We start from the raw sequence: 22388 nt of genomic DNA, 5'->3' as shown, positions 1-22388 counted from the left end.
GGCTCAATGGCTCTGGCGGTTGCATCCGGACACCATCTGCTTGAGGCCGTCCATGTTGCGGATTTTTACGTCGCGTGCGGTGATTTCCACCAAACCCTGATCGCGCAAGTGGGCAATGCCGCGGCAAATGGTTTCCAGACGCAGCCCAAGGTAGGAGCCGATTTCTTCGCGGCGCATTTTCAGCACGAACTCTTTCGAGGAATAGCCACGGGAGCTGAGGCGTTGCGAGAGGTTGAGCAGGAAAGCCGCCAAGCGCTCATCGGAGTTCATGTTGCCCATGAGCATCAACATGCTGTGATCGCGCACGATTTCCCGGCTCAGCAACTTGTTGAGGTTGTGCTGCAGCGATGGCAGGCTTTGCGCGAGTTTTTCCAGCTGTGCGAAGTGAATCGGACAGACTTCGCTGTCTTCCAGTGCACACGCAGTACACGCGTGTTGATCGATGCTGATGGCGTCCAGCCCGAGCATTTCGCCGGGAATATGAAAACCGGTCACTTGCTCGCGGCCATCGACGGAGACCACGCTGGTCTTGAACGAGCCTATTCGCACGGCGTACAGCGAGCGTAGCGGGTCCCCCGTCCTGTAGAGAGCAGCGCCTTTCTTCACCTTGTATCGCTGCACGATCAGTGTGTCGAGTCGATCAACCTCCGGGCCAGTCAGGCCGAGCGGCAGGCACAACTCAACCACGCTGCAGTTGGAACAGGCAGTTTTGAGAATCGGCGGGGGCGAGTGGGCTTCAAGCATGGATAAGCAGCCTCCAGTGAGTGTGATAAGCATAGAAGTCTTCGCAGCGCACGTGCCTTTCGTTTGGGGTGTCGGCGTGATTACGGACGAACGGCGGGGAGGGGAATCACAGAGGCGTCGGGCTATTCGCCGCTCTTGTATTGCAGGGTTAATGGGGAGACTTGATGCATATCAAGCGTGGCGGTTGGCAGAGTTGCAGAATCGTCCAATGGCGCTGACTGGAAATACACGTGATGTTCAGGCTCAAACGAATTCTGTTGATCGCACCCGCCGAAATGACCCGCACCCCGGCGTTTGATCGCGCCCAAGCGCTCGCTCGGGCCAGTGGCGCGGTGCTGCATATCGTCGCGTTCGATCATGTCCAGTCCCTGGCGTTGGCCGGTCTGTTCGATCACGACGCCATGGCGCAAGCGCGTGAAGGCTATTTGCAGATGCATCGCCAGTGGCTGGAGCAGCAGGCCCGGTTTCAACGTGGCGCCGGCGTGCAAGTCAGCACCGAAGTGGTCTGGGCCAAGGCCACGCCGGCGCATGTACTTGAGTACATCAATGACTTTCATGTCGATCTGGTGATCAAGGACGCTCACCATGTTTCGGCGCTCAATCAAACGTTTCACCAGCCGTTGGACTGGCTATTAATACGAGATTGTCCCGCCTGCGTGCATCTGGTCACCGAGGCCGCACATCCGAAACCCTTGAAGATACTGGCGGCCATTGACCTGTCGCATCTCGAGGATCTGACCCAAGGGCTCAACGACCGGATACTTGGCGTTGCATCGACATTGGCAGCGAAATGCGATGCCTCGCTGCACTTGTTGAATGTGAGCAACTGGTCAGTGGTGGGTGATGCGGCGATGAGTGTGCCGAACTTGAGCCTGGACCACAGTTTGCGCGATGCGATCAACGATACTCAGCAGGAAGCCTTCGATACGCTGGCCGAGCGCTATGGTCTCGATGAAGAGCATAGCCACTTGCTCTCGGGTGTCCCGTTCCGGGTGATCGAAGACTTCGCCCGGCAGAACGCGTTCGACCTGCTGGTGCTCGGCATCTGTCACCATCAAACGCTGGACGGCTTCATCGGCGGCACGGCCGAATGCCTGATGAACCGGGCTCCTTGCAGTTTGTTGATGGTCAAGGCAATGCCTGCCACAGCCTGACCGGTCATCGCAGCAGTTGATGGTAATCGGTTGGGGATAATCCATCAGTGACTGCGCCCGCCGTGTGCGTATTGCCATTGTTGCCAGGCGTGCCGATATTTCTCATCGGCGCGTTTCCTCGCTTCAGTGAACTTGTGCATGGTGTCTGTAGAAAACGGCTCTTCAAGGACGGCATAGGCCCGTTCGCTGAGCCGATCGGCTTCGTGAAACAGTGCGCCACTGTCATCTATTGCGTCGCGGACATTGGCGGTTGTCATGGCTGGATCATTGATGACCATATCGTGAACCTCGCAAAGCAAGAATGAGGGTGGGTTGCGGACCTGTCACCCTGTGGCAGCATCTGTAACTTTCACGCCTTCGAGCAGCTTGTGACTGTCCCTGATCCGAAACGCGGGCGCCGCCGAATCATGACCCTATTTCGATCCAGTTTGTCGTCGCAGCGATTGATCCAGATCAATGTCGCTCGCCGGTTTCATCGCCGCTTTGTCGGTTTTCCAGGCGCTTGCGCAAGGGTGGTGGACAAGCCTCGATATTCAGGTTTTTCAGGAGGAGGACGCGCACCAGGGGCCTTGCATATGACATTTATCAAGGACGTCGCCGGGCTATGGCGCAACCTCGATTGACGTTGTTGTCTGATTCTTTCGGCCCGGGTCAGCTGCGAGTGACATGAGCGCAGATTTCCATCTCTCTGGAGACAAACATGAGCCAATATCAACACTTGTTGCTGATCATCAACCCGGCCCTGCGCCATTCCCCGGCGATAAGCCAGGCCGCCGCCCTGGCTAAAGCCAGCGGCGCGTCGCTGCATATCGCAGCGTTGATCAAATGGTGGGATTTCCTGTCGCTGCTGGAGGAAGGGGATCGGGCAAGGGCCCGTGCGGCCTATTTGCAGGACCATCACGAGTGGCTGGCAAGCCAGGCTGCCAGCCTGCGAGCCGAAGGTTTGCGGGTGACGACGGAGGTTGGCTGGTCCGAAGACATGAAACGGGAGATCCTCGATCACGTCACCGTGAACCAGCCCGACTTGCTGATCAAGGAAGTGCAGCACGAATCCTTACTCAAACGCGCTTTGTTTACCCCATTGGATTGGCAACTGCTGCGTGATTGTCCGGTGCCGGTCTACTTGTTGGGCGCTGCTGGCCCGGGTCTGCCGCGCAAGGTCGTAGCGGCAGTGGATGTAGCTGCAAGCGAAGATGATGGGGGCGCTCTCAATGACCGGATCGTCGAACAGGCCACATCCTTCGCCACTCAGTTCGGTGCAGAGTTGCACCTGTTATATGCCTATGACGTCTCGCAAAACTATCTGGATGAAGTGGTGAACAACTGGACGGTTTCGGAACTGATGAATGCCCGGCGCCAGGAACTGCAAGCGCATTACAGCGCTTTGGCGAGGAAATTCGGTGTGACGGCCGAACACAGGCATAGCAGGGAGGGACATCCCGTGGCGGCGATCAGTGAGTTTGCCGAAGAGCACGATGTGGACGTGATTGTGATGGGCAGGGTTCAACGTCACGGGCTGGAAAAACTGCTGGGAAGTACCACCGAACATATTCTGTACCAGGTCCCCTGCAGCGTACTGGCGGTCTAGCGCAAACGCTGGTGCACCTTACAAAGTCAGCGTTCCGGCCCACAACATCCGGCCAGCGTAAATCGCGGCGGCCCAGATGATGATCAACACACCCGTTTCCGGACCGCTGAGCGGCTGACCCTGACGCGTTTTCAGCGTGCCCAGGTAAATCAACGAGCCAGGCGCGTAGAGCAGAGCGCTGAGCAGCAGGTATTTGGGGCCGCGGCATACAGCTGAATCAATCGGATGATTATTCCCCTGCCGGAATCGATAACGTCGCCCTCAAACCTCCCTCTGCGCGGTTTGTCAGTTCAATCCGTCCGTTCAGTCGCATCGCGATGGTGTTGACAATGGTCAACCCCAACCCGGCGCCATGCGCCGTGCCACGGCTGTAGAAACGCTCGAACAATCGCTCTCTGTCCGATTCATCGATTCCCGGCCCTTGATCGTCGACTGTCAAATGACAGAAGCCATCGGACTTGCTCAGGTGCACGGTGATCGCACCGTGTTCGGGGGAGAAATTCGCCGCGTTGGTGATCAGGTTATTCAGCGCGATATCGATGGCGGCGGGGTCGGCGAGGACATGAAACGGTTGGTCGCTGACCTCGAAGATCAACTCAAGGTGTTTGCTCAGCAACCACGGTGTCAATTGCACCAGGCTGTTGCGTACGGTTTCGCTGAGATCAATGCGTTGCAGTGGCGGCGGATTTGGTTTGGGTTCAAGACGCGCCATGGTCAGCAGCTGATTGACCAGTCGGCTCGTGCGGTCGACTCCGGAGATCAGAAACTCAAGTGACTCACGACGCTCCTCTTCGGTACCGGCCTCCTGCAGATTTTGCGCATGCACCCGCAGCACCGCCAGCGGCGTGCGCATTTCATGCGCGGCATCGGCGATAAAGCGACGCTCCCGGCCGAGCACTTCCTGAATCTGCGCGAGCATGCGATTGAGCGCTGCCTGCATTGGCTCCAGCTCACTGGGCAGGGGCGTCAGTTGCAGCGGCTCAAGTGAACCACTGTGACGGGCGCGCAGAGTCGCCGCCATGTCTGCCAGGGGCTTGAGCCCCCAGCCAATGGCCAGCCAGATCATCGCGGCGAGGATCAGGCTGCCGAGCATGTTCGGCCACAGCGTGTGGCGTACGATGCGGTCGACCAGGTCGGTGCGCACATCGTCGCGCTCGCCGACCCAGATGCGCAGGCCGTTCTGCTTGTCTTCCAGCATGAACGCTCGCCATTGCCGACCTTTCAGATCGACCACATCGCTGAAGCCCGTTCTCGTCGGCGGCGCAGTGAAGGAGGGCGCACTGGCGGTGTGTACCAGCACCTCGCCTTGCGGGTTCCACACCTGGAAGGCGATTTTGCTTTCGTAAGGATGTCCATCAACCCGTGGCTTGGCTTCCCCGAGAGCCTGATTGAACGCCTGATACAACTGCGCGTGCTCGGTACTCGCCATCGGCATACGCATCACGCCCTGCAGCAGGCGTGCGTTCTGCGCCAATTGCGCGTCGTAGACCTCGGCGATTTCGTGGTTGCTGTCATGCACGTTGAAGAGGCTGAGTACCGCCAGACCGGCCAGTAACAGGCCGATGATCAGGGTCAGCGTGCGCCGGCGGATCGAGGTCATCGACGCTCCTCCACCAGATAACCCACGCCGCGGATGGTGCGGATCAGGTCGGTGGAGAACTTCTTGCGCAGGTGATGAATGTGCACTTCCAGGGTGTTGCTTTCCGCTTCTTCATTCCAGCCGTAGAGCAACTGGATCAATTGATCGCGAGTCATCACCCGCCCCGGCGGCGACAGCAGTTCGTGCAGCAGCTGATATTCCTTGGGGGTGAGCGCGACCGGTTGGCCTTGATAACTGACCTGCTGGGTGCCGGGGTTGAGGCTGATGCCGGCGTGTTCGATCAGCGCCTGAGCGCGCCCGGCACTGCGGCGCAACAAGGCGCGCAGACGGGCTTTGAGTTCGGCGAGGTCGAACGGCTTGATCAGGTAATCGTCGGCACCGGCGTCGAGTCCGGCAATGCGGTCTTCGGTGGCATCGCGCGCGGTGAGAATCAACACCGGCAGGTTCGAACCGCTGTCACGCAGACGGCGCAGCACTTCGAGGCCATCCATGCGTGGCAGGCCGAGGTCCAGCACGGCGACATCAAACGTTTCGCTGAGCAGGGCATGCAAGGCGCTGCTGCCGTCCTTGAGCCAGTCGACCGTGTACCCCTCGCGGCCCAGCGCCTGATAGATGCCTTCACCCAGCGCCACGTCATCCTCGATCAGTAATAAACGCACGCGCACTCCTTTCAGTCGAGTTTCTTGTTCACGTCCACCAGCAAGGCGTCGATCTCTTTACGACGCCCGGCATCGGCACTTTCGCGGCCCGCACGGGGTGCGGCTTGTCTGGCCTTGATCAGCGCTGCCTTGGCTTCAGCGTAGCGCTTCTGACGGTAGAGATGGTCGCCCCAGAAGTACAGACTGTCGATGCCATCGGGGTTGAGCTGCAGGGCTTGTTTGAGCAATTGCTCGGCCTTGTCGCTGTCGCCGAAGCCGATCGGCCAGCCCGGTACCCGATCGTACAATGCAGCGAGGCTGGTATAGGCCGAGCCTTGCAGGGCTTTAGGGTCAAGCGTCAGGGATTTTTCCAGGTCTGCTTTGGCGTCCTTGGCTTTGCCCAGGGCACCGAGCCCGCCCTCGGCACCGGCCCAACTGCTGGTAACGATGCCTTTCCAGATCCAGGCTTCGGCCACATTCGGGCGTTGCGTGGTGAACGCGTTGGCTTCGTTGGCCAATTGCTCGAACGCCGCGGCGCGCTGTTTTTCCGCAATTTCGTATTGAATGCGCGCCCAGTTCTGCTGGATGCCGGTGAGACGTTGCTGATCAGCCGGCTCAAGCGCCCAGACACTTTGACTGAGGGCGGCAAACAGCAGACAAGTGGAAAGTTTTTTCATGGCTTTGAAGCCTCGTTGTCAGGTTTTTCACTGAGAAGGCGGATCAGTGGCAATTGCTTGCGCAGGCCGCGATCCACCAGATGCGGAAGTAAGCTGTTCAAACGGACGAAAAATCGCTCCGGCCAGCCTAGGTACAGATCACGACGGTCGCCGGCAATCGCATGGATCACTGCCGACGCCACGGTCTGCGGATCGTCAACGCTGGCCTTGAGGGCATCGTTCAAGGCTTGCGCAGCGGCGCTGTTCATCGAGGTGCGGGTGGCCCGGGGCGCGACATACAACACGCTGACCCGCGTATCGGCCAGCTCGCGGCGCAACGCCTCGGAGAATCCGCGCAGGGCAAATTTGCTCGCGCAATAACTGGCGTAACCGGGGTAGCCGATCGAGCCATAGGTCGAGCCGACGTTGACCACCATCGCGCTGTCAGCCTGCTTGAGCTGCGGCAACAGCATTTTGGTCAGGCAGATTGGCGCGCTGATGTTCACCGCCAGCATCGCGTTGATGTCACTGTCATCGAGCTGTTCGAGCATGGCGAAGTGATTGACCCCGGCGGCGTTGATCAGCAGGTTGATGCCGCCGATGGCGTCGGCGGCGGCCAACACTTTGCGCCGATCGCTGAGGAAGGTCAGGTCGGCGGCGACCCAGCACAGGTTCTGCGGATACCGCTCAAGCAGCGGCAGCAGCGCCTCCTGATGCCGCGCCACGGCCAATACCCTGGCACCGGCGGCGCACAAGGCACTGGCGATGGCCAGGCCGATGCCGCCACTGGCACCTGTCAGCACCACGCGGGCTTCATGCAGCTGCATGTTGGGCCTCAGCGTCGCGCGGCAGATCACGGAACATGTCGGTGTAGAGCCGATAGACGACTTTCGAGGCATGAATGACCGCCGCTTGATCGTCAGGGTCTTGCAGCTGATTCATCAACCGCCGATAGGTCTGCATGTGCTCGATATCGAGTGCGCCGTGGGAGCTCAGATAGCTGAATGCCGTTTCCGGCAGCGCCAGGCGATCGCGAATGCTCCCCGCCGCGTGGGTGGCCAGGGCAATGCTGGTGCCTTCGAGCACGTTTACCATGCCGAACATACCCACCGGATTGCCCCGGGCGATCAGATCGTAGAGAAAACTGACCATCAGCTCGATTGACAATGACGGCTGACCATCGCGCACGGCGTCGCGATCACCGCCACAGGCGGCAATGTCGTTGAGCACCCATTGTTCGTGGCCGTATTCATCCTCAATGTACTCGCACACCGCTTTGCGCAGCCATTCCAGGCGCGTCGGCAGGCGTGCACCGCAAGCCATCATCAGCGGTACGGTGTGGCGCACGTGGTAGTAGGCCTGGGCAAGAAAGGCCCGATAGCTGTCGAGGCTGACCTTGCCTTGCAACGCATCGACGATGATCGGCAGGTTGAACAGCTCGTGGCGTTCGCGTTGTGTGGCTTCTTGCAGGGTGTCGAAAAAACTCATTATGCGGATTCCTCGGAAGTGGCGTATTCGGTCAATTGCGTGTGGTACTGCGCGATGATGGCGTCGCGGCGCGGCCGGCCATTGGCGGTGAGCAGGCCGTTGGCGGCGGTGAAGGGCTGCGACAGGCGCGTCCACTGATGCACCTGGGCGTAATCGGGCAACGCCGCGTTCGCTTCGGCGACGGCGGCGGTCAGCTCGGCATCGGTGCAGTTCGGACGATGCGGCCAGAGCAGGGCGTGGTTGTGCGGCATCGCCTCGCCATAGACGAACGCTTGAGCGATGTGGCGGCGCTGGGTCAGTTCCGACTCGACCCATTCCGGGTTGACGTTTCGCCCGTAGCTGGTGACGAATTGGTGTTTTTTGCGGCCCTTGAGATAGAGAAAACCTTCCGGATCGAACTCGCCCAGATCGCCACTCGGCCACCATTGATCGGTATACGCCGGCTCCCCCAGATAGCCGAGCAACACCGAACCCTTGATCAGCACTTCACCGTCCTCGGCCAACCGCACCTCGAGGTGGGGCAGAGGGCGCCCGACGCTGCCCGGACGGCGCGCGCCGGGGCGATTGAGGCATACGACCGAGGCGCACTCGGACAAGCCGTATCCCTCGTAAACCGCTAACCCGACCCGTTGCGCGCGGTGCAGCAGATCCGCTGACACCCGCGCGCCACCGACCGCGGCGAAGAGCAAGGTTTGCGGATCGAAAGCCTTCTGTTCAGCGGCGCTGACCAGAACTTGCAGCAGCTGTGGCACGAGTATCAGGCTCTCCGGCGCACGCTTGGCCAGATAACCGAGCAGGCGCGCAACATCGATGCCGCTGGCGCCTTGAATGCCGAGGGTTGTCTGGCTTGGCAGGCTTAACACCGCACCGGCGTACAGCGCGGCATAACAGCCCAGGTTCTCCAGCAGGATCGCCAAAGGCAACAGCGCCAGATGGTGCTCCGGTCCAGTGGCTGCGCTTGCCTGATCAAGCTCCCGGGCAACGCGCAGGAAGCTGTCGGCGCTCAGGCACACCCCTTTGGGCGTGCCGGTGGTCCCGGAGGTAAACGTGAGTTTCGCGGTGCCCGCCGGCATGCGACTCGGGCCATTGAACGAGCGACACCAGAATTCACCTCGTAATTCATAGCCAGCCGCCAGCAGCTCGGCTTGCAGTTGCGGCTCGGCGATCACCCGTTCGGCCTGGCTCTGCTCCAGACAATGGGCGCGCTGCGCGGCGTTGAAAAACGGCGGCAGCGTTACGCAGGTCAAGCCTTCGAACAACACAGCCAGATCCCAAAGCATCGCGTCGACGCCGTTGTCCAGCGCCAGCGCAATCACCTGCACCTGCTCATCGCGCAGGCGCTCCTGGCGATACAACACCTCGGCATACAGCGTGGCGTAATCTATTCTCAGCGTGTCGCCCCACAGGGCTGAGGCGTTGTCATTGCGCCGGGCATGGTCGCGCAGGGTTTCCTGGAAACGCTGCAATTCAAGCGACATGGCAGGCTCCTTCAACAAAAGTCGGCAAACCCAGGCGAGTGAACAGGCCAATATTGCGCAGGTGAACAAATCCCGCGCGAATGTTGCCGACGTGCACCCAGGGTTTGCTTTCGTAATAACTGCCCCAGTGTTGACGCTCGTCACCCAGTCGCTGTGGATCAGCGGCGCACAATGTCACGGGCTTCAAACCCAGGCGATGGAAGCTGTTGACCAGCCCGATGTTGCCGGTGAAGGTCACCCATTCCAGGCCGCCCATGGCCAGCAGATAGGTGATGGCGATGATGCTCAGGCGCGCACTGCCGGTATCGCTGGCGGCGAGGTTGCCGACTTCGACGATGACCGTGCGATCCACTGCACGACCGGCGGCGGCACTGATCAACGACTGGATCGGTTCATCCAGATAGCGCTCGAGAAACAGTGCCTCCAGATGCGCTCGACGGACCCCGGCCACAGCACACAACTGGCCATCGCTGTTGTGCATGCCGAACAGCTCGGGCATGAAATGGCGGATTTCGGCACCGTGAGCCGTGCGGAAACGCTGCTGGATAAAGGCTTCAAACGGCGTGCGCAGCTCGTCCTCCGGCAACGCGTTTCTCAGCGTCATCGGCATCGATTCGGCCTGGCCGAAGTGCAGGGGCAGCGGGATGTTCCAGTCGAATTCGGGCATGGGCAGAACGCCTCCCTCAATGGGTTTGAGCGCAGTATCCAAGCCATTTCTTAACGAAGTCTGAAGATGAAAAACCGTTAACAGCAGCGCCGATCTTCAGACTCCCTTAAGGCTGGGCAAGCATGGTTAGCCTTGATTCAGGGCAACCGGATCGATAATTTCGAGCGAGATGATCGTCGCTCCACAACAATCACGAGGCGTTTCCTATGATTCGCGACACCGCTGTAACCCGTTATGGAAAACTCTCAATCATCCTGCATTGGCTGATGCTGGCGTTGTTCGTCGGTGTGTATGCGTGCGTCGAAATCAAAGGCTATATGCCCAAAGGCAGCGAAGCACGCGGCCTGCTGATGGGTATGCATGGGCTGTTTGGCGCAAGCATCTTCGCGTTGGTGTGGATTCGCCTGATCGGCCGCCTGACCCCGCGTCCACCGATCACCCCCAAACCACCGGCGTGGCAGACCGCAGTTGCGCACCTGACGCACCTGGCGCTGTATGGATTGATGATTGTCACACCGCTACTCGCCTGGCTGATGCTCGCGGCGGGCGATAAACCGTTTCCGTACTTCGGTTTCCATGTGCCGGCGCCGGTGGCTATTGATCCGGACCTGGCCAAACAACTCAAGTACTGGCACGAATGGATTGGCAGTGCCGGCTACTGGCTGATCGGCCTGCACGCGCTGGCGGGGCTGTTCCACCATTACTGGGTGAAGGACAACACGTTGCAGAGGATGTTGATTGAGCGTGTCCGCTCTTGAGGCAGGCATCTTGCGCTGTTCGTCGAAGGGAATGTTCGCCGCAACTCAAGCGCATGGCTGCGGTGGAGCTGAAAATCCGGAACTGCCAGCCCTCGCCGATGCCGAAATAGCATCGACAACGAGGGCAAAGCCATGACTGAAGAAGAACCCGAAGTGCCGCAAGAAGTACCGGATCAAACCACCCCGGCGCATTCCACCGAAGAAGAGCGCGAGCGCTTGAAGGACTTCAACAAGGACGGCATCCCGCCGGGCAGTTGCTGATCACCGGTTACCGCGGCTGCGTCACCAATTCTCCGCTGATCGCATCCATCATCGCCGGATGCTCCTCAGCGGCGACGCGCAAATCCTCGGTGACCCGCAACTCCGCACCCGTCGGTGAGTAGGTTGCTGCCGCCGTGAACGGTGCGGGGTTGGCCGGCACCGGGCGTTTGCCACGGCGCCAGAAGAAAAAGCTGACCATGCTCAGATTGACCACAGCGAAGACCCAGAACAGACCGTTGGCGCCGAACGAGTTCATCACCGGCGAGATCATCATCGGGCTGATGGCCGAGCCCAGCGAGTTGATCAGCAGCAAACCCTGAATCATCGGCACCAGCGCTTCGGCCGGGGCGCGGTCGGCCGCGTGGCTGACGGCAACCGGGTACAGCGCGAAGACGCCGCCACCGAGCAGAAACAGCATCGCCGCGAGCATTGTCGAAGACAGCGGCAGCAGCACAATCACCAGTGATAACGCGGTGCACGCCACCGTTAACAGGGTCAGCACCTGCAAGCGATCGGTGCGGTCGGACCAGCGTCCGACCGGATACTGCAGCAACATCGCGCCGAGAATCGTCCAGGCCATCATGCTGCCGACTTCTCCGACGTCCAGACCTCTGCGTTGCAGATACAGCGGCAACAAGGTGTAGATCGCCGCGATGGTCACGCCCGAACCGAAACAGCCGACCAGCCCGGTCGGCGTCACGCCCAGCAGTTGTCGGGGCTTGAGCGGCTCGACCTGATCGAGCAGCGGCGACACGCGCGGCAGGATCACGATCGGCAGCACCGACAACGCAGCGAGCATGCCGGCGACCATGAACGGCGCGCTGTCGCTCATGCCGGTGATGGTCCCGAGCGTCGCCTGGCCCAAAACGCCAGCGCCATAAAGGACGATCATGTACAGCGCGAGCAAGCGCCCGCGAATCTTCTCGTCACCGGCCAGCAGCAGCCAGCTCTCGATCACCAGAAACACACCCACCGTGGCCCAGCCATTGATCAGCCGCAGGACGAGCCAGCCCCAGGTGTCATAGAACAGACCTTGCAACAGGATCGTCACGGCAATCAGCGAGGCGAAGCTGCCGTAGGCACGAATATGGCCGATGCGCAGAATCAGCCGGTCATTGAACACCGCGCCCAGCGTCAGGCCGATGAAATAGGCCGACGAAACAATTCCGATCATCGTCGCCGAGGCGCCGGCGGCGTCCAGGCGAAGGGGGGTCAGGGAAGACAGAAAACCGTTGCCCAGAGCAATAATGAACAGCCCGAGCAGGGGCGCCAGCGCCATGGCCAGCAAACGCGGAGACATAAAAACCTCAAGAAATCGTACAGCGCAACCTGCGCCTCTGCGCATGCGGTTGCCAGGCTGGAACAGGTGTTGTGCAAATGTCTGCCGATCGGGCAGGGCGGTGGCGTCGGCCATACGTCAATGAGGCATGGCCAGCCTGCGAGATCTTGCCGATGACCAGACCGGACCTCTGCAAGAGCGCGCGGGATTCTACGGCTTGCGCAGGATTTGCCAATAGCTGAAGGCTGCGACGTTAGGACGCAGGCTGTTTTGAGGTTCGAGAGGAGAATGAAAACCGATCATCGGGCTGAGCTCCGACAAGGGCCATGCATGCAAAAGCTACGCAGGCCCTTGCTCGTTTCAGCGCCTAAGTATGCGAAATCAACAAGTCACTGATGATGCAGATCGAGCCATCCTCCGGCGGCGTGGCGTCGGTGTAGTCGATCTGGTTGTAGACGCCGCCGTGGAAATTGAACACCTGCGAATTCCACGTTGAGTCGAGCTGCAAATCACCTGATGTACCGACAACGCCGTTGTAGTCAACGGTGACTCGAGCTACGCCGGCAGAGTTGGCGCGAATGGTGATCTTGAACTTCGCCCCCAGCGGCACGCCCTTGAGCACCGTGGTGTTGACCGGGGTGGGCTGGTTGAAGCTCTGGCGGAAGCCCATCGTGATGTTGCCTTTCTGCCAGAACACTTTGATGACCGGGCCGTCGTCGTTTTTCACATGCATCTGCGAGATAACCACTTTCTGCGCAGAGTTGACCTTGGTCACGGTCATTTCCTGATAGTTGAGGTGGTCAGCGGCGCTGGCCAGCGACCAATAGAAGGATTCTTTCCATTCGCAGCGAGTGCGGTGAGTGCTCTTGCTCGAGGCGCCTTTGGTTGGCGCGGACAGTTGCAGTGATCCGTCCGGCAGCACCGTGACGATGCTGGGGAACTGAGCAATGGCTTCGGCGCCGTTGAGCTCCAGTGCGACCGGATTGGTTGCCGAAACGGCCACCGGGGTGGACAGGGTGAGATTGCTGATGTTTACGGCCATGGTTTGTACTCCTGACGATAAAAATCATTAGCGACCCAAGCCTTCGGTGGATTGGCACATCTGTCTGCTCGGACTTTCACCATCTCTTGGGCACAGCACCATGGCGGCGCAAGCGGCCGCCGCGAAAACACACAGGGCAAAGGTCACGCCCGTTGCCTCCAGCACTGCGCCGAAAATTGGCGTGCCGGCGGTTTGGCCGAGTGCCAGAAGCAGAAACGGTATGCCCAATCCCAAGTCCGGACGATCCGGAAACAGGCGGATGCCTTGCAGCAGATAAACGCCTGAAGAAACGATGTAGGCCGCGCCAAACAGGCACATCGCACCGAGGCCGGCCGCGGCTGAAACGGAAGCCGCAGCGAGTCCCAATGTGCCGAGGGCGATGCCCGCGAGCGCCAGATGCTGAATGCGCACGACACCGAATCGGCCTGTGAACACGCCGGTCATGCATCCGCTGATCCCCGCCGCGCCCAACACTATCCACGCCCATGCAATCGACCGATCGGAGAACCCAGCCTCGCTGCGCAGGATATCGGCACCGAATGTCCAGATCGCCGTGCTCGCCAGGCCCATCAGGAAAGCACTGGCGCACAAAGGCAGTACGCCGGGTCGACGCAGCATTGCCAGCGAGAAGTTCTGCGCGACGTCACGCTCGACCCGGCGCGGTACCGCAAACCAGAGCCAGATCGTGACGCCGATGCCGATCAAGGCAAATAGGGCATACAGCTGGCGCCATTGCCCGGCCGCCAATATCGCCGCCAAACCGGAAAAAACGATGCCCGCCGCTGTCCCGGCATTGATAAAGCCATTGGCCCGCGGACGATCCGCATCATCAAGACGCGCTGCCACCGCACTGGCCAATGGCGGCGAGGTCAGACCCGTGCTCAAACCCGCCAGCGCCACGCCGCAACCCAACGCCAAGCCCGACCAAGCCATCACCACCAGCCCCATGCCCAGCGTCGCGGCGGCGCCGGCCATCACCGTCAACCCGCGCGGACTGATTTTGCCATTGCAGACAAACGTCGCAACGATGCCCACACAGTAAGCGGCGAACGCACTGCCACCGATCCAGCCGGCAGCGGTCACGCTGAGCGTCAGATCCTGACGAATCTGCGGCAGCAGCAGTCCATAGGCGAAGCGCGCCAGGCCATAGGACAAGGCGGTCAGCGCGAACGCTGCCGCGACAAGATTGAGGCTGCGCCGGTCAAGACTCACGGGGAAATCGGATCGCTGGCAGGAAAGGTTGTCTCGACCGCATGCTCCGGCCTGGACCAGATGCGATCGGAGTTGGAGGGTTCATTAGCCATGAGTGTCCTCAAGCATGTCTGTTGCTGGAGTGGTTACCGATTCTGATAACGGACTTGCACCTGGGTTTGATGAATTTCCAACACAGCCGATGGATGGTAGAGCAAAGGGCGAGGGCAGCTCTCGGTTGGCTGGGCGCACGTCAACCTTTGCGAGCAGGATCGAGGGGTTTTTGCAGGTATCGAGGGGCAGGGGATGGCGCTTGGAGGGAGGCGAGATCGTGCAGAACGGCACGCCGGAAGAATTGCGCGTGGGTCAGGGAGTTTTCTGCACGCGGTGGCGGATGTAAGCGAGGGTACAAAACCGTTGAACACAGCACTACTGCGCTCCAGGTGCTGCCGGAACTCAGGTGTTGATCATTCTGCGGTCTGGCCCAGACATGCGCGTTCATGATGTAGCGACGATCGAATGCTTCATTGCGGGTTTGCCGCCGATTTCGAAGATATCGATCTCCGTGGCATTGTCCGGCAGCCCGGTCCACGCAAGCCAGAAAGCACTGGAACCGGCGGAATTCATCGGTTTCGCCCGCGCTTCGTAATAGCCGTACATGCCCCGTTCGTTGGTGCGCACCATCGCCGAGCTGTAGTCCTTGTAGCCCAGGGCGACGTATTTTTCCGGCAAGGTCTGCTTGCGGAAGGTGATGTTCAGATTGCCGTTGCCGACCTTGGCGTTCTCCGGCAAAAACAGCGCCGGTTTGCGTCCGAGGGAATCGGTCCGGTGGCGTTGTTGACGTGCCAGCGGTCGGCATTAAGGGCGCTGCCGTTGAATTCGTCGGACAGGCGCGTATCCAGCTTCCAGCCGCCGGCGTTGGCCTGATCCGACAGCGGCAGATCGGGCGTAACGTGCGTCGGAGTCGGCCCTAACGGGCCAACCCGGGTCCCGGCATCGGCCTGCTGCGCAATGGCCACCGCCCATTTCTGGGGCGATGTATTGAAGACTTGGGCCGACGTGTCGGCGCTGGCACGCTGCATCGACTTCAGCCCGCAGGTGCCGATCGAGCAGGGCGTGCAAGCGTTCGTGCAGTGGTATCGCGAGTTCTATCAGGTTTGATTCAGTGCAGCGTAACGGCCCTGCGACTTTCCCCGATGCGGATCCGGTCGAGGGCGCGGTTCAGCGCATCCAGCGCATCGAGCAGCGCCTTGGCCTCGGCTTCACGCCCGTCGCCCCACAGGCGTTCGGCCATTTTGTTCAAGGCCAGAATGGCGCGTTCGATGTCGGCTGCACTGGCGGTGTTCTCAGGGGCTGGTGGTTTTTTCGGCATTCACGGTTCCTCGGCGGTCGGCAAATCACCATACCGCCAAGGCGCCGAGCTATACAGCGACAAGTGTCCCCGATCAGCAGCGGACGCAGTTTGGTCAGCGATTAGCCTCAGTCAATCCCGCCTCGATAAACCGCACCGAACTCTCCAGCGCCTGCTGCCCCTCGGCCAGCATGCCCGCGTAGAAATGCCAGGCGTGAAACATGCCGGGCCACACTTCAAGATTGACCCGGACGCGGTTTTCCGCCAGGTGATTGGCCAGACGCATGGCGTCACTGAGCATCAGTTCGTTTTCGCCGATCTGCACCAGAATCGGTGGCAGTCCGGTGACGTCGGCGAACACCGGCGACGCCAGCGGATGGTTGGCCAGGGTGTCGCCGAGAAAGGCTCGCGCGAGGATATCCAGCACGGGCTTGGAGTTCAGCGGATCAAGGCCTTCACGATTGCTCATGGAAGCGCCGGTGTGTTCGAGGTTGGCCCATGGCGAGATGGACGAACCCACTGCGGGCAAGGGCAAGCCTTTGGATTTTGCCGCGACCATCACGCTGACCACCATCGCGCCACCCGCCGACTCGCCTGCGAAGGCAATCTTGCTGGCGGCGATGTTCTGCTCAAGCAACCACTCGTAGGCGCGCAAAGTGTCATCGATGGGGGCGGGGAACTGATGCTCGGGTGCGAGGCGGTAATCCGGCATGTACACCCGCGCGCCGAGCATTTTTGCGTAGTTGCCGCCGATGCCGTGGTAGCCGTCAGGTCGACCGACGATGTAGGCACCGCCGTGGATGTACATCAGCACCGCGTCGGTCTTGAGTTCATCCGGAGTCACCAGCGTAGCGGGCACGCCGCCCATGTCGACTGCTTCAAACCTCACGCCAGCCGGTGGTTGATTCTGCCCTAGCATTTTTGCGTAGGCATCGCGGATGTCGCTCATCTTAGTGGTGGTATCGATACCCTTCAGCACGGGCACCAGATCGCTGAGGCTGTTGGCCCAGGTTTTTACAGCTGCTTTTACTTCAATGTTCATATGACCTCGACCAGACGTTAGTGATGGCTTAACTAATCGAGATGGTATGCTCATGATTGGGGAATAGGGTTCCCCATAACCGGTGCCAAGCCGCCTGAATGCCAAACCCGGAGGCCACATGGAACTGCATAACCTGAACGACATCGCCGCCTTCGTCGCCTCGGTGGATACCGGAAGTTTTACGGCGGCTGCCAGGCAACTCGGGCTGACCCGCTCGGCCGTTGGTAAATCGATCGTGCGGCTTGAATCGCGTTTGCAGGTCCGCCTGCTCAACCGCACCACCCGCAGCCTGAGCCTGACCGACGATGGTCGGGTGCTGTATGAGCGATGTGTGGGCATCCTGCAGGATCTGGACGAGGTCGAAGATGCCTTGGCGTTCCGCCGTTCGACGCCCAGCGGCCGCTTGCGCATGAGCCTGCCGGTAGCACTGGGCCGGCTGCACGTTGTGCAGCACATCGAGCGCTGTCTGAGAGACTGGCCGTCGCTCGCCATCGACGCGACGTTTTCCGATCGGCTGGTCGACCTGATCGACGAGGGTTTCGATCTGGCGATTCGCATCGGTCCGCCCAAGGAAGACTCCGGGCTACTCACGCGCACGGTGGCTTACCAGCAAATGATCACCTGTGCCTCGCCCGATTATCTGAAAGAACATCCGGCACCGCAGACACCCGAAGATCTGGCCGGGCATGCGTGCCTGCACTTCGTCAGCGGCGGCCGATTGCTGGCGTGGAATTTTCGCGTCAATGGTCAGCCTGTGCCGGTCATTCATGCTGGACGGCTGCAGATGGACAGCGCTGAAGCCTTGCATCAGGCGACTGCCGCCGGCCTCGGTATCGCGACGTTGCCATCCTATGTGGTCAACGATGACCTGCGCAGTGGCAAGCTCGTGCAATTGCTCGCAGAGTACGCCGAGGCTGCCGAGCCGATCCGGGTGATTTACCCGAGCAAGCGACACCTGTCGCCGAAGATTCGGCTGTTCATCGACAGGCTGGTGGAAGCGTGGTCACCGGCGCCTTGGGAGTGATTGCCTGGTCATTGCAGCTGTTTTGCAAACTCCGATGTTATTGATGACGGCAATGTCCAAACTGTGCGCATTAAAAAGCCCTGAATCATCAGGGCTGAGTTCTGGCTGAGGGGGCGCAGAGTGACAAGTTCGCGGTCGGTCTACTTCGCGCTCGAAGAGCAGGCCAACCGATATTGCTCGTAGTTCAAACCTTCGACCTTTTCCGGCAGCTTGTATGGCACGGGGCAGCTTTTGCCCTGCCACTTGATGGTGATGACACCGTGATCTTTGGTCACCAGCGCCAGGGCCTTGCCCATCGGATCTGACAATGCCAGTTGTTTGCCGTCGCTATCCAACAGCACCGCGCCGAATGGAATCGGCTGGCCGTTGGCATCGTACAGTTCAAACTGGACGCGTCTGCCTTTGCTGCCTTCGAAGCGTGCAAGAACCACCGAACCTCGTCTTGGCACCAGTTGTTGGGTGGCATTGTCCAGCTCGATCTCACCGCCCAGGTTACGCGTGTCCAGCGTTACCCAGTTCACGCGGTACGGTTGCGCGTTAGGCAGAACCGCATAGCCGTTCAGGCCGGTTTTCACACCCGAATAGCTGCTGACTTCGACGCCCGACATGCCGGGGACTTCCACCAGGCCGAACGTTTCACCGACGGTCTGGCCCATATTGATGCCGCCGGCATGAGCCACGATCGATCCGGCCGCACTCAGGTTCTGCGACTCATAGCCGCTGCCTCGGTTGTAGCCAAAGCCCAGATCGCCCATCGACGTGCGGGTACTCAGACTGAGCGAGCCAGAGCGCTCGCCCTGGACGCTGCGCCCGGTCTGCACCGAATAGTAGGTGTCGCTGTCCTCGGTCAGATAACCATTGATCCCGGCTTGCGTGCTGGTACCGGCGTTCTGATGGTTACTGGAAACGTAGGCACGCGGTGCGCGTGGTGTCGATCCGAGCGGGAACGAAATTGAAACGCTTAATTGCGTGTCGTTGCTGGTGTCACCGCGTGCGCCGAATTCCTGGGTTTTGCTCAGGCTGATGTTGTAGTTCAGGTCGCGCCAATTGTTGTTGTAGCCGGCGGAAAAGCTGCGCGAGCCACCGCGATCCCAATAGCGCTGGTCACTGGCATTCAAATACAGCGAGCCGAACTGGCGCGCTTCGCCAAGGGTCTGGTTGACCGTGAGGTCGGTACGGGTTTTGGCATTGCCCGCGCGCCGCGTAGCGCCGGCGCTGGTGTCCTGCACATGGTCGGTCAGCGTGCGGTAACCCTCGGTCGAATAACGATAGGCGGCGAGAGTGAAGCTGGTATCGGTACCGGTGAAGGTCTTTGCATAGAGCGCGCGGACACTGCTGCCCTGGGTAGTTTTGCCGAATGCCTTGCTGGACGATTGCGTAACGTCCAGGGACATCGCGCCAATCGAGGTGTTCTTCGCCGCACCGATGGACAGCGCCTTGAAGCCGTTGCTCGCCTGAATGCCGGCAATGCCCGTCAGATTGCTGGTCAAGCCGTAGGCGAAAGTGCCCCCAAGGAAAGCCGGTTTGTCATAGCCCTCGCTGTTGTTGTTGAACTTGCCGCTCGACAGGCTGTACTTCAGTTGCCCCTCACGCACCATCGTCGGCAGGGCGGAGAACGCCTGCCGGGTTACCTTGCGCCGACCATCCGCTTCGACAATGGTGATCTCCAGGTCACCGTTGGAGCCCGATGGGTAGATATCACTGATCTCGAACGGACCCGGCGGTACATTGGTGGTGTAGAGAATGTAGTTGTCCTGGCGGACCTCGATCTTCGCATTGGTTTCCGCCACGCCACGAATGATCGGTGCATAACCGCGCTCACTGTCTGCACGCATGCCTTCATCAGAAGCGATCTTGACGCCTTGGTAGCGCACGCTGTCGAACAGATCCGAGTCGGAAAAGATTTCACCCGCGCTCAGTTGCCCCTTGATCGCCGTGAGGTCGCGCTGGATGAACGTGCGGTTGCTGACAAAACGGTTGGGCCGGCCGGTGGAGCTGCTCAGGTTGGATTCGTTGCGCAGACGCCAGGCACCAAAGTTGATGCCGTTGCGCAGCCCCAGGTTATTGGAGATTTGCGTGGTGTAATCGGTTTTGCTGCGGGTGCTGCTCAGCTGGTAGTTGATGAAACCGGCGGCCACACCTTGGTCCCAAAGCTCTGGATCTACATAGCCGCGCATGCCACGCGCCATGGCGACCTGCGGCACGCTGATATTGAGGCGCAGGCGGTTGGCATCGAAATTGAGACTCGCTTGCTCGATCATTGCAGGCAGGTCGTAGTGATCGGCAGGGTGTTGCTCGTCAACCAGACCCTGCTCACGCAGTTTGCGCATGTCCACACCCAGCTGCTGCAACAGTTCCAGGGTGATGCGTGGCTCGACTTTACCGTTGACCGGGTTGGCCGCGAAATCGATATCGCGACGCCCGACCAGCGTGCCGTTGCTGAACACGTCGACGCGGTATTGGCCTGGCAAGACGCTGTTGGCATTCAGCAACGGTTGCAGATCGACCGCCGATGAACCTTCAAGGAACAGCGTATTGAAAGATTCACTCGCCATTGCGGCCGGGGCTTCGGCGCCCACGGCGAATCCGCAAATGGCCATGTTGATAGCAAAGCACAATGGATGCAGGCAGCCCAACGCCGCTTTGTTTTTCTGGCGCGCAACATGATGCTTAACACAACTTTCAGATGTGTGGTGTTGGGAGGAAAACATGCAATTTGCCTTATCAGTCCGTGTTGCTTCAACCGGAGTCCGGAACTTTTGAATAGCTTGTAAGTTGGCAGGGTGGGGTGGGGGATTTACTGGGCGGAGGCATCTTTCACGCGCTCGGCATGGCTTTCGGCAACGCTTAGTGGTGCATCGAATCGTTGTTGTGCGCCGTAATCGTTAATTGCTGAAAAACTCAAATGCGAAGTACCAGCTGGCAGATCTTTCAGATTGAATGAGCGAACTTCCCCTGGAACGATCATTGTCGAATCAATTACCAATTCCGCTTTTTTCCCTGCAACGACTTTCAGATCCGCCAGCGACACGTGGTAGTTGCTTTGGTTTTTTACTTTCAGCACCGACTTGCCAGCCTGAGTGACCAATTGCCATGCAAGTTGCTCCGGTGCCTTTGCGGCATCACCGGTGAGTCCGTCCGGGCGGAAGAAGACCTTGATACGCTGACGTACCGCCAATTGCAGCGTGTTGACATCGGCAGCACTGGCCTGGGGGATTTCCTGCACGTTCAGCCATACCACCGACTCCTTGTCCGCAGGCATGCCGCGGCCTTCATAAAGAATCCTCAGTAATTGCTGTTGATTGGGCTCAAGTTTGGCCAGTGGTGGAGTAACTGCGAAAGGCGGTGCGCTGCCAGCCGTGTCGCCGGCATCCAGCCACGATTGCGCCAGAATGGTTTGTCCGCCGTTGCGCACGGTGACATTCGCCTCTTTGTGCGCGCCATCGAAGATAATCCGGGTGGAGCTCAAGGAGATGCTGGCGAATGCCGAGTGCGTCATCAACACCCCGGCAAGCCCCAGGCAAAGCGGAAAGTAGCGACTTAACATAGATTTCACCGATTAATCTGGTCGGGAAGGACGAGGCACAGCGGCCCCGTCCAGGTATTGCGGGCTGCTTATTCGTATTCGAGAACGAACGGCAGAGTGGCGTTACCGGTACCGGCAGTAGCGGTGGTCTTGTCGCCGGTGGTGACGTAAGCGGCTGCGAACGACAGGGTGCCGTCACCGCCTGTGGTTGCGTCGCCAGTCAGGTTGGTCTGCACTTTGGCAGTGGCTTCGGAGCTCAGGTCGATCAACTGGCCATTGCTGTCCAGCAGTGCGATACCAACGCCTTTGGCCGCGTCTGCACCCTGCAGCTTGAGAACTTTTTTGCCATCAACCAGGCCCGAACCGCCGTTTACGGTTGGTTTGAACAGCATCGAAACCTTGGTGCCAGCGTTGCAGTTCACTTTCAGGTTGAAATCGTTGGCGGCCACACGACCGGCGCCCGGAGCAGAGTCGGTGCCCATGTCTTTGATCGACACGCTGCCCATGTCCACGGCAATCATCTTGTCGTTACCCAAGGCGCCATCTACCGAGCAAGCGTCGTTATTGATAACGCCGGTGAAGCTGATTTGACCGCTGCCGCCCTTGACAGCTTTGGCCGCTTCTTCTTCAGCCACTGCGCCAGTGGAGGCAGCCAGTACGGAAAGAGTGAGTACTGCGAAAGCGAACTTTTTCATGTTTATATCCGAAGTTATTGTGAAGTGCTGCATTGAAATGCCAGGCCATATTAGGTGTGCGGTGGTGGCGGGTCTTTGGGATTTGTCTTAAAGCGATAAAGGTGCGAGCCAGTCAGTAATATGGCAGTGGCGTATTCATATTTGCGGTAATGGTGCAGCGAACCAAATGAGACAATTCTCAAAGTCGTGCGGTCTTTGTCTGGCTA

The 22388-nt window shown here is 59.8% G+C and carries 23 protein-coding genes and 1 pseudogene; 6 read left to right on the top strand and 18 right to left on the bottom strand.

Translation table 11 applies throughout. The features are described 5' to 3' along the window. Positions 1 to 3: 3 nt before the first annotated feature. Positions 4 to 744: a fumarate/nitrate reduction transcriptional regulator Fnr gene (gene fnr / locus BXA01_RS02980; protein WP_076563166.1), complete on the bottom strand. Its 741-nt coding sequence runs from the start codon at positions 742 to 744 to the stop codon at positions 4 to 6. Positions 745 to 977: 233 nt separating this feature from the next. Between fnr and BXA01_RS02975 the strand changes: the two genes are divergently transcribed. Next, entirely contained in the window at positions 978 to 1898 is a 921-nt protein-coding gene (locus BXA01_RS02975) for a universal stress protein (RefSeq protein WP_076563165.1), read from the top strand. A gap of 44 nt (positions 1899 to 1942) precedes the next feature. Here the strand turns inward: BXA01_RS02975 and BXA01_RS02970 are convergent, their stop codons facing one another. Beyond that, positions 1943 to 2176, bottom strand: coding sequence for a hypothetical protein (locus BXA01_RS02970; RefSeq protein WP_076563164.1), 234 nt, complete (start codon positions 2174 to 2176; stop codon positions 1943 to 1945). Between the two features lie 422 nt (positions 2177 to 2598). On the opposite strand from BXA01_RS02970, the gene BXA01_RS02965 reads away from it, so the two are divergent. Then, positions 2599 to 3486 carry a universal stress protein gene (locus BXA01_RS02965; RefSeq protein ID WP_076563163.1) on the top strand — a complete coding sequence of 296 codons (888 nt, stop codon included), beginning with the start codon at positions 2599 to 2601 and terminating at the stop codon, positions 3484 to 3486. A gap of 229 nt (positions 3487 to 3715) precedes the next feature. On the opposite strand, the gene BXA01_RS02955 is transcribed toward BXA01_RS02965, so the two are convergent. Genes BXA01_RS02955 through BXA01_RS02925 form a run of 7 tightly spaced genes read right to left on the bottom strand, consistent with a single transcriptional unit; the run spans position 3716 to position 10013 of the window. Beyond that, the gene (locus tag BXA01_RS02955; protein WP_073474675.1) at positions 3716 to 5086 is read right to left on the bottom strand and encodes an ATP-binding protein; all 1371 of its coding nucleotides are present in this window, start codon (positions 5084 to 5086) and stop codon (positions 3716 to 3718) included. Beyond that, positions 5083 to 5745, bottom strand: coding sequence for a response regulator (locus tag BXA01_RS02950; protein ID WP_024012790.1), 663 nt, complete (start codon positions 5743 to 5745; stop codon positions 5083 to 5085). Before BXA01_RS02950 ends, BXA01_RS02955 begins: the two co-directional genes overlap by 4 nt. Before the next feature lie 11 nt (positions 5746 to 5756). Beyond that, positions 5757 to 6401, bottom strand: coding sequence for a tetratricopeptide repeat protein (locus tag BXA01_RS02945; RefSeq protein WP_076563162.1), 645 nt, complete (start codon positions 6399 to 6401; stop codon positions 5757 to 5759). Further along, positions 6398 to 7207 (bottom strand): SDR family oxidoreductase, encoded by an 810-nt coding sequence (locus BXA01_RS02940; RefSeq protein ID WP_076563161.1) that lies wholly within the window; start codon positions 7205 to 7207, stop codon positions 6398 to 6400. Before BXA01_RS02940 ends, BXA01_RS02945 begins: the two co-directional genes overlap by 4 nt. Beyond that, entirely contained in the window at positions 7194 to 7868 is a 675-nt protein-coding gene (locus BXA01_RS02935) for a TenA family transcriptional regulator (protein ID WP_076563160.1), read from the bottom strand. Before BXA01_RS02935 ends, BXA01_RS02940 begins: the two co-directional genes overlap by 14 nt. After that, positions 7868 to 9346 (bottom strand): AMP-binding protein, encoded by a 1479-nt coding sequence (locus tag BXA01_RS02930; RefSeq protein WP_076563159.1) that lies wholly within the window; start codon positions 9344 to 9346, stop codon positions 7868 to 7870. Before BXA01_RS02930 ends, BXA01_RS02935 begins: the two co-directional genes overlap by 1 nt. Further along, positions 9336 to 10013, bottom strand: a complete 678-nt coding sequence (locus tag BXA01_RS02925) for a thermostable hemolysin (RefSeq protein WP_076563158.1) — start codon at positions 10011 to 10013, stop codon at positions 9336 to 9338. Before BXA01_RS02925 ends, BXA01_RS02930 begins: the two co-directional genes overlap by 11 nt. Before the next feature lie 206 nt (positions 10014 to 10219). Between BXA01_RS02925 and BXA01_RS02920 the strand changes: the two genes are divergently transcribed. Both BXA01_RS02920 and BXA01_RS27400 read left to right on the top strand, forming a co-directional pair. Continuing rightward, positions 10220 to 10771, top strand: a complete 552-nt coding sequence (locus tag BXA01_RS02920) for a cytochrome b (protein ID WP_076563157.1) — start codon at positions 10220 to 10222, stop codon at positions 10769 to 10771. Positions 10772 to 10903: 132 nt separating this feature from the next. Continuing rightward, positions 10904 to 11032: a hypothetical protein gene (locus BXA01_RS27400; RefSeq protein ID WP_264082188.1), complete on the top strand. Its 129-nt coding sequence runs from the start codon at positions 10904 to 10906 to the stop codon at positions 11030 to 11032. Positions 11033 to 11039: 7 nt separating this feature from the next. Here BXA01_RS27400 and BXA01_RS02915 read toward each other — a convergent pair whose 3' ends face one another. The 4 genes from BXA01_RS02915 to BXA01_RS27225 all read right to left on the bottom strand — a co-directional run bounded on the left by BXA01_RS02915 (position 11040) and on the right by BXA01_RS27225 (position 15336). Next, positions 11040 to 12332, bottom strand: a complete 1293-nt coding sequence (locus BXA01_RS02915) for an MFS transporter (protein ID WP_076563156.1) — start codon at positions 12330 to 12332, stop codon at positions 11040 to 11042. A 346-nt stretch (positions 12333 to 12678) separates the two neighbouring features. Beyond that, on the bottom strand, positions 12679 to 13353 hold the full coding sequence (locus BXA01_RS02910; RefSeq protein WP_076563155.1) for a polysaccharide lyase family 7 protein: 675 nt from the start codon (positions 13351 to 13353) through the stop codon (positions 12679 to 12681). A 27-nt stretch (positions 13354 to 13380) separates the two neighbouring features. After that, entirely contained in the window at positions 13381 to 14565 is a 1185-nt protein-coding gene (locus BXA01_RS02905; RefSeq protein ID WP_076563154.1) for an MFS transporter, read from the bottom strand. Between the two features lie 477 nt (positions 14566 to 15042). Continuing rightward, positions 15043 to 15336, bottom strand: a complete 294-nt coding sequence (locus tag BXA01_RS27225; RefSeq protein WP_231991009.1) for a family 16 glycosylhydrolase — start codon at positions 15334 to 15336, stop codon at positions 15043 to 15045. 240 nt (positions 15337 to 15576) lie between these two features. Between BXA01_RS27225 and BXA01_RS26895 the strand changes: the two are divergent. Continuing rightward, positions 15577 to 15705, top strand: a pseudogene (locus BXA01_RS26895) (protein CapI); the annotation flags it as partial. Position 15706: 1 nt separating this feature from the next. Here the strand turns inward: BXA01_RS26895 and BXA01_RS02895 are convergent. Next, positions 15707 to 15916, bottom strand: coding sequence for a hypothetical protein (locus BXA01_RS02895; RefSeq protein ID WP_076563153.1), 210 nt, complete (start codon positions 15914 to 15916; stop codon positions 15707 to 15709). A gap of 94 nt (positions 15917 to 16010) precedes the next feature. Continuing rightward, positions 16011 to 16937, bottom strand: a complete 927-nt coding sequence (locus BXA01_RS02890; protein ID WP_076563152.1) for an alpha/beta hydrolase — start codon at positions 16935 to 16937, stop codon at positions 16011 to 16013. 118 nt (positions 16938 to 17055) lie between these two features. Here BXA01_RS02890 and BXA01_RS02885 point away from each other — a divergent pair, with 118 nt between their 5' ends. After that, complete coding sequence (locus BXA01_RS02885; protein ID WP_076563151.1) at positions 17056 to 17961, top strand: LysR family transcriptional regulator; 906 nt, start codon at positions 17056 to 17058, stop codon at positions 17959 to 17961. A gap of 140 nt (positions 17962 to 18101) precedes the next feature. Here BXA01_RS02885 and BXA01_RS02880 read toward each other — a convergent pair whose 3' ends face one another. The 3 genes from BXA01_RS02880 to BXA01_RS02870 form a co-directional block, all read right to left on the bottom strand. Continuing rightward, positions 18102 to 20561 carry a fimbria/pilus outer membrane usher protein gene (locus BXA01_RS02880; protein WP_076563150.1) on the bottom strand — a complete coding sequence of 820 codons (2460 nt, stop codon included), beginning with the start codon at positions 20559 to 20561 and terminating at the stop codon, positions 18102 to 18104. A gap of 197 nt (positions 20562 to 20758) precedes the next feature. Beyond that, a complete protein-coding gene (locus BXA01_RS02875; RefSeq protein ID WP_041478776.1) occupies positions 20759 to 21508 on the bottom strand; it encodes a fimbrial biogenesis chaperone in 750 nt (249 codons plus the stop codon). 68 nt (positions 21509 to 21576) lie between these two features. Further along, positions 21577 to 22182, bottom strand: a complete 606-nt coding sequence (locus BXA01_RS02870; RefSeq protein WP_016774577.1) for a fimbrial protein — start codon at positions 22180 to 22182, stop codon at positions 21577 to 21579. Positions 22183 to 22388 lie beyond the last annotated feature (206 nt).

The organism is Pseudomonas sp. B10 (genome assembly GCF_900156235.1).
In the GTDB taxonomy this organism is placed as follows: Bacteria; Pseudomonadota; Gammaproteobacteria; order Pseudomonadales; family Pseudomonadaceae; genus Aquipseudomonas; species Aquipseudomonas siliginis.
Note: the sequence above shows the minus strand (reverse complement) of the source record. Positions and strands in the feature narration are given on the sequence as shown.